Origin of the sequence: Aeromonas sp. QDB18 (assembly GCF_027705325.1) — a bacterium.
GTDB classification, from domain to species: Bacteria; Pseudomonadota; Gammaproteobacteria; order Enterobacterales; family Aeromonadaceae; genus Aeromonas; species Aeromonas caviae.
Genome location: NZ_JAPDBQ010000202.1, coordinates 1 through 5410 on the forward strand (window position 1 = coordinate 1; position 5410 = coordinate 5410).

The 5410-nt window shown below is 60.6% G+C and carries 6 protein-coding genes; all 6 read left to right on the forward strand.

Translation table 11 applies throughout. From position 1 onward, the window contains the following. The first annotated feature begins 291 nt into the window (after positions 1-291). The 6 genes from OKC30_RS19640 to OKC30_RS19665 are packed head-to-tail and all read left to right on the forward strand — an operon-like array spanning position 292 to position 5122. On the forward strand, positions 292-1053 hold the full coding sequence (locus tag OKC30_RS19640) for a DUF3450 domain-containing protein (protein WP_162726537.1): 762 nt from the start codon (positions 292-294) through the stop codon (positions 1051-1053). Then, positions 1050-2357: a MotA/TolQ/ExbB proton channel family protein gene (locus tag OKC30_RS19645; RefSeq protein ID WP_119197134.1), complete on the forward strand. Its 1308-nt coding sequence runs from the start codon at positions 1050-1052 to the stop codon at positions 2355-2357. The genes OKC30_RS19640 and OKC30_RS19645 overlap by 4 nt, the downstream gene beginning before the upstream one ends. Next, positions 2354-2884 carry a MotA/TolQ/ExbB proton channel family protein gene (locus tag OKC30_RS19650; RefSeq protein ID WP_041214167.1) on the forward strand — a complete coding sequence of 177 codons (531 nt, stop codon included), beginning with the start codon at positions 2354-2356 and terminating at the stop codon, positions 2882-2884. The genes OKC30_RS19645 and OKC30_RS19650 overlap by 4 nt, the downstream gene beginning before the upstream one ends. After that, a complete protein-coding gene (locus tag OKC30_RS19655; RefSeq protein ID WP_119197135.1) occupies positions 2881-3282 on the forward strand; it encodes an ExbD/TolR family protein in 402 nt (133 codons plus the stop codon). The genes OKC30_RS19650 and OKC30_RS19655 overlap by 4 nt, the downstream gene beginning before the upstream one ends. Next, complete coding sequence (locus OKC30_RS19660; RefSeq protein WP_119197136.1) at positions 3279-3941, forward strand: energy transducer TonB; 663 nt, start codon at positions 3279-3281, stop codon at positions 3939-3941. The genes OKC30_RS19655 and OKC30_RS19660 overlap by 4 nt, the downstream gene beginning before the upstream one ends. 2 nt (positions 3942-3943) lie before the next feature. Next, complete coding sequence (locus tag OKC30_RS19665) at positions 3944-5122, forward strand: hypothetical protein (protein ID WP_162726538.1); 1179 nt, start codon at positions 3944-3946, stop codon at positions 5120-5122. The last annotated feature ends 288 nt before the right edge of the window (positions 5123-5410 follow it).

Genomic DNA, 5410 nt, shown 5'->3' on the forward strand with positions numbered 1-5410 from the left:
GATCTCGCACCTCGATAACTGTACGTAAGATCAGTATAGTTCGTGGTAACTGACTGCTAATCATGGGTAATCAGGAACATGTAAGTCTCCTTTTTCGATCACTTATCTTGCTGATCGAAAAGACATTTTTTAGTTATTTAAAATGGTGTTGCGACTACCAACGCCAGTTATTCCCGTACTTGTCTAAAAAGTATCCTGTTTTTTCGGCCAGAGGCCAAGAAAATCATCTGATTGCCAGTGACCCTACTCTTTGAGACAATGAGAATGGTTATCATTGTTAAGATTTATATCATGAACAAGTTTTGGGGTCTGGCCTTGTTACCCATGGCCGTTCATTGCGTCGTGTTCGCCGAAGAGGTGGTTGCGCCAGCATTGAAGAACAGTATCGCCGACGGGAAAGCCTCCCAGCTGCGTGTGGAGAAAGCCGCCGATGGCGCCGTCGCCGCCAGGATTGAGCTGCAAAATGCCCAACTGCAACTGCGGGATCTGGAAGCCTACAACCGCTACATGCAGTCTCTGGTGGCCGATCAGCAAAACGAGCTGGGCAAGCTGAGCCAGCAGTTGGAAGCGGTACAGGAGACCAGGCAGGGGCTTGTCCCCCTAATGCTGCAGATGCAAGCCGATCTGGAACAGCTGGTACAGGATGACATCCCGCTGCGCAGGGAGGATCGTCTGGCGCGGGTTGCTGCCTTGAAAGCGACGCTGGCCAGAGCCGATGTGAGCGAGGCGGAGAAGTTCCGCCAGCTATTGCAGGCCTATCAGATTGAAGCCGAATACGGCAGCAGGCTGGACCATTATTCCGCCGAGCTGGTGCTGGATGGCGCACCGCGCCGGGTCGATGTGCTGGCTCTGGGTCGGGTCTCCCTGCTGGCGATGACCGCCGATCGCTCCCAGGCGTGGCGTTGGTCTGCCGAGCACAAGCAGTGGCAAGCCCTCGACGGCCAGTGGCTCTCCCCCATCGCCGAGGCGTTGGAAATGGCTGCCGACAAGAAAGTTCCCCAGTTGTTGAATGTCCCCCTTTCCGTCAGCCGTGGTCAGGAGGCCCAGTCATGAGCGTCACCATGAAGTGGTTACCCCTTGCCCTCGCCCTCTCTCTGGGCACCACAGCCGCCGTGGCCGAGGAAGCCTGGCAGCAGCAGGAACAGGCCCGTGAACAGAAGGCTCAGCAGGATCTGGCGTCTGTCTCCAGGGAGTTGAGTACTGCCCGTACCAAGCTGGCCGAGGCCCAGCGCCTGAGCAAGGAGCTGGCCAGCCAGTTCGCGGCCAATGAAAAGCAGCTGGTGGAGCTCAATACCCAGTGGGAGCAAGCCTCCGGCGACATGAACGACATCTTTGCGGTCACCCGTCAGGGCGCCAGCGATGCGGTCAAGCTGCTGAGCGAATCCGCCGTCGAGGGCCAGTATCCTGATCGCCTCGCCCCGCTGAAAACCATGGCACAGGATAAACAGGTGCCTGATCGCGCCGCCCTTGCCCTGCTGCCAGCCACCTTGCTACAGGAGATCCGCGAATCGGGCCGGGTTGCCCAGTTCAACGGCAAGGTGCTTGATGCCCAGGGCGTTGCCAGCGAGCAGACGTTGACCCGGATCGGCAGCTTCGCCCTGCTGGGCGATGCTGGTTTCTTGCAACCGGAGGCCGAAGGCCTGAGTCCGGTGCTGGGCCTGCCAGGCAGCGTGCTTTCCGCTGTGGCCGCTTATCAGGGTCAGGAGGGAGAAGCGTTGCCGCTGGATCCCTCCCACGGTGTTCTGCTCGATATGCTGGCCCAGGCGCCCACCTTCTGGCAGCAAGTCCAGCAGGGCGGCCAGGTCGGCGCCATCATCGTGCTGCTGGCCGCTATAGGCCTGGGGATCGCTGGAGTAAGGCTGTGGAGCCTCTCTCGCGAACTGGGTCGGGTTCGTCGCCAGCTCAAGAGCGGTGAATATCATGCCGACAACGCCCTCGGCCGGGTGCTGACGGTGGCTGACAAGCATCCAGAACTGAGCATGGAGACCCTCGAACTGCGTCTGGATGAGGCGATCCTGCAGGAGACCCCTCGCCTGGAGCGCGGCATCGGCATGGTCAAGGTGATCGCGGCCATCACCCCCATGCTGGGTCTGCTCGGGACAGTGACCGGTATGATCGGCACCTTCCAGGCCATCACCCAGTTCGGTACCGGCGATCCCAAGATCATGGCGGGCGGCATCTCCATGGCCTTGGTCACCACGGTGCAGGGTCTGGTAGCGGCCATTCCGCTGATCCTGGCCCACAGCCTGTTGCAGTCCCGTTTCACCGAGCTCTCCAACGTGCTGGAACAGCAAGTAGCCGGGATCCTGGCCGAGCGGGCCGAAAGCAATGGTGACAGGGTGGAGCGGGTAGCATGATGCTCGACATCTGGCAGCAGTTGCAGAGCTTCATGGGCCGTGGCGGCCCGGTGCTCTGGGTCATTCTGGCCTTGCTGGTGCTGATGTGGATTCTGATGATCGAGCGGCTGCTCTACCTCAACCTGGGGTTTGCACCGTTGCAGCGCCAGCTGCTGGGCCGCTGGCAGGCGCGTCGCGAGCGTCACAGCTGGCACGCTCGCGCGATTCGCGGGCGCTGGCTGGCAGAAGTGGAGCTGGCGCTCAACCGTCATCTGATCTTCATCCGCACCCTGGTGGTGCTCTGCCCCATGCTGGGGTTGCTGGGTACAGTGACCGGCATGATAGGCGTATTCGATGCGCTGGCTGCGGCCAACCGCTTTAACCCGGAGAGCATGGCGGGCGGGATCTCCCGCGCCACCATCCCCACCATGGCAGGCATGGTGGTGGCCCTCTCCGGCGTGTTGTTACTTAGCCGGCTCGAGAGTCAGGCCAAGCGTGCGCTGGCCAAGACCCGGGACGGCCTGCGAGAAGAGAAGGTAATGCAATGAGACGGCAATCCAAACGCCAGCGCGATGAAGTGCAGATCGACATGACCCCCATGCTGGATATCGTCTTCATCATGCTGATCTTCTTCATCGTGACCACCTCCTTCGTGCGCGAAGCCGGGCTTGAGGTACACAGACCCCAGGCCAGCCAGGCCAAGGCGCAGAAATCGTCCAGCATCATGCTGGCGATCGGCGCTCAGGGGCAGATCTTCCTCGACCGCAAACAGGTGGATGTGGAACGGGTGCAGGCCACCATCGCCCGACTGTTGGCGGAGCAGCCCGAGGCAAGCCTGGTGATCCAGGCCGATGAACGGGTACCCCACGGCAAGGTGGTGCGGGTGATGGATGAAGCCAAGGCGGCAGGCATCGCCAACATCGCCGTGGCGGTGGCACCGAAATGAAACACAAGTTGATGAGCCTGGGACTGGGGATCACCCTCAGTCTGGGCATCCTGTTGTTCATGGCCACCCTGGTGGAGCCGCCCGGAGGGGAGAAGGCGACCACAGAGCAAAAATCCATCGTCATCAATATGCAGAACGAGGTGACCGAGGTACAGGTGCGTGAGCGGCCGGTACCCCAGGAGCCGGAACCCTTGCCGGAGCCGCCTGCCGCGCTGGCTTCGACACCGCTGCCCATGCCGGCGGCGGCCCCGTTGCCTTCGGTACAGCCGAGCCTGGATCTGGTCTCGACCCTGAGTGCGGTACAGGTCTCTGCCCCTGGCGTGGCGACCAGTCCCTCTCCGGTCGCGAGCGGCAATTTCCATGGACAGCAGCAGGGCGCTGGAATCGGTGCTAGCGACCTCTTGATGCCACTGCAACGGGTTGAGCCCGTTTATCCCTACCGGGCCCAGCAGGCCGGCATCGAGGGGTCCGTGACCTTGCGTTTCAGCGTCGATGCCGACGGCCGGGTACAGGATGTGGAGGTGGTCGAGGCGAAGCCGAAGCGTCAGTTCGAGCGAGCGGCCATTCAGGCGATCAACAAGTGGCGCTATCAGCCTAGGCCGGGCGCCACCGACAAGCTGGTGCAAGTCATCACGCTCAAATTCAAATTGGAGTCATAACCATGTTGCGGATCTGGATCTGTCTGCTGGCCCTGGTCAGCCAAGCCTGTCTGGCGATGGAGGTGAGCCCTCATTTCTCCCGCCAGCTGGAGCCCGTGATGAAGCTCTATCAATCTGGCCAGTGGCAACAGGCCCAGAGCAAGGCGGCTGTGCTCAAACCCGGTTCCGAGGCTGAGCACGCCTGGCTGGCGCAGTTACAGGCCTCTCTGGCCGCCAACCTGCAGCAGACCGCACAGGCGAGTCGCTACGTGGAGCAGGCTCTTGCTTATAAAGAGTGGCCAGAGCAGCAACGACTTCAGTTGTTGCGTCTGCGAGGGGATATCCAGGCCCAGCAATCCAACTGGCCCGGCGCCATCGCCAGCTACAAGGCCGCATTGGCCATCAAGGCTGACGATGCCTTGCGTCTGCGCTTGGCTGGCCTCTATTACCACAACAAGCAGTACGGCGAGGCAGCCAGCCAGAGTGAACAACTGTTGAAGAAAAGCTGGCAGAAGCAGGCAGCCATCATCCGCCTCTCCTCCCTCACTGCATTGCAGCGTTACGGCGTGGCTGCGGATCAGGCCGAAGAGTTGATCCGCCGCGAGCCGAAAGAGAGCAAGTGGTGGCAGCAGGCTGTGTCGCTCAATCTCTCCGCCAAGCGTGGTGATCGAGCGCTTGCACTGCTGCAAACTGCCATCGACCGTCAACTGATGGATGATGCCGCCGCCCGCAACCAGCTAATCCGCCTGTATGCCTGGCAGGGACTGCCCTATCGCGGTGCGCGTCTGCTGGAGTCTGCCATGGCCAAGGGACAGATGAAGCAGAGCGCAGAGAATCGCCAATTGCTGGCCCAGTTGTGGGAAGGGGCACGTGAGTGGCCGAAGGCTGTGGACAGCTGGCAACTGCTTGCCCGGGAACATGCTCACCCCAAGGCCGCCATGCGTGCCGCCGAACTGCTGCTGCAACAGGGCAAGACGGATGCCGCCATGACCCAGCTCGCGGCCATCAAGTCAGTGAAGGGAGAGCAGGGCAACAGAGCCAAGGCCCTGCTGGTGCAGGCACACCTCAATAAAGAACAATATGCTCAGGCGCTGGTGTTGGCTCGCGAGCTGCAACAGCAGAACAACTGGCAAGACAGGGCGACCAGCTGGGTCAACTACATTCAGGCCCAGACTGACGGTATGAACAAAAAATCGGCATGAAACTGGGGTAAACTCTCATTTCATGGGGTTTAGCCTGCTTTTTCAGCAAACGAGCGCATTTTTACAAAAAGCCCTTGTCATTCCGGCGCGGCTCCCTATAATGCGCCCCTACCAGCACGGCGGAACACGCCAACCTGATGAGCCAGCTTCCTAGCGAAGTGGGCGCCGAAAGAAAAGCGAAAACAACCGCTTGACTTTCGAAGTGAGGGGTGTAAGATGCGCCTCCTCAACGCGATAAGCGTGACGCTCTTTAACAATTTGAATCAAGCAATCTGTGTGGGCACTCAC

What these genes read in the sequence shown, in the direction of transcription:
- OKC30_RS19640 (WP_162726537.1), top strand. Translation starts at nt 292, where the DNA reads ATGAACAAGTTTTGGGGTCTGGCCTTGTTACCCATGGCCGTTCATTGC.
- OKC30_RS19645 (WP_119197134.1), top strand. Translation starts at nt 1,050, where the DNA reads ATGAGCGTCACCATGAAGTGGTTACCCCTTGCCCTCGCCCTCTCTCTG.
- OKC30_RS19650 (WP_041214167.1), top strand. Translation starts at nt 2,354, where the DNA reads ATGATGCTCGACATCTGGCAGCAGTTGCAGAGCTTCATGGGCCGTGGC.
- OKC30_RS19655 (WP_119197135.1), top strand. Translation starts at nt 2,881, where the DNA reads ATGAGACGGCAATCCAAACGCCAGCGCGATGAAGTGCAGATCGACATG.
- OKC30_RS19660 (WP_119197136.1), top strand. Translation starts at nt 3,279, where the DNA reads ATGAAACACAAGTTGATGAGCCTGGGACTGGGGATCACCCTCAGTCTG.
- OKC30_RS19665 (WP_162726538.1), top strand. Translation starts at nt 3,944, where the DNA reads ATGTTGCGGATCTGGATCTGTCTGCTGGCCCTGGTCAGCCAAGCCTGT.